The sequence below is a fragment of the Bradyrhizobium sp. PRIMUS42 genome (genome assembly GCF_023006515.1).
GTDB lineage: Bacteria > Pseudomonadota > Alphaproteobacteria > Rhizobiales > Xanthobacteraceae > Bradyrhizobium.
This window is the reverse complement of sequence record NZ_JALBGZ010001649.1, coordinates 1-366: the sequence shown is the minus strand read 5'-3', so window position 1 is coordinate 366 and position 366 is coordinate 1. Positions and strand designations below refer to the sequence as shown.

The 366-nt window shown below is 67.8% G+C and carries 1 protein-coding gene; it reads left to right on the top strand.

Going from position 1 to position 366, the window contains the following annotated elements; genetic code table 11:
- On the top strand, positions 1 to 366 hold a 366-nt coding region (locus MOV75_RS42995), incomplete at both ends, for an Hpt domain-containing protein (protein ID WP_247008786.1).

The following is a 366-nucleotide window of genomic DNA, read 5'->3' as shown; positions in this document are numbered from 1 at the left end:
GGTCCACACCATCAAGGGTACTTGCGGCTTCCTCGGCCTGCCGCGGCTGGAAGCGCTGGCGCATGCCGGCGAGACGCTGATGGGCAAATTCCGCGACGGCATGCCGGTGACCGGGCAGGCGGTGACGGTGATCCTGTCCTCGATCGACCGCATCAAGGAAATCCTCGCAGGTCTCGAGGCGACCGAAGCCGAGCCGGAAGGTACCGACCGCGATCTCATCGACAAGCTGGAAGCGATGGTCGAGCAGGGCATGGCCGCCATGGCGGCCGGTAGCGCTGCTCCCGTCGCTGACGCCCCGCCGCTGGTGCCGGAAGCACCTGTAGCTGCCGCGCCTGCGCCGGCAAAAGACATGACCACGGGCTCGCT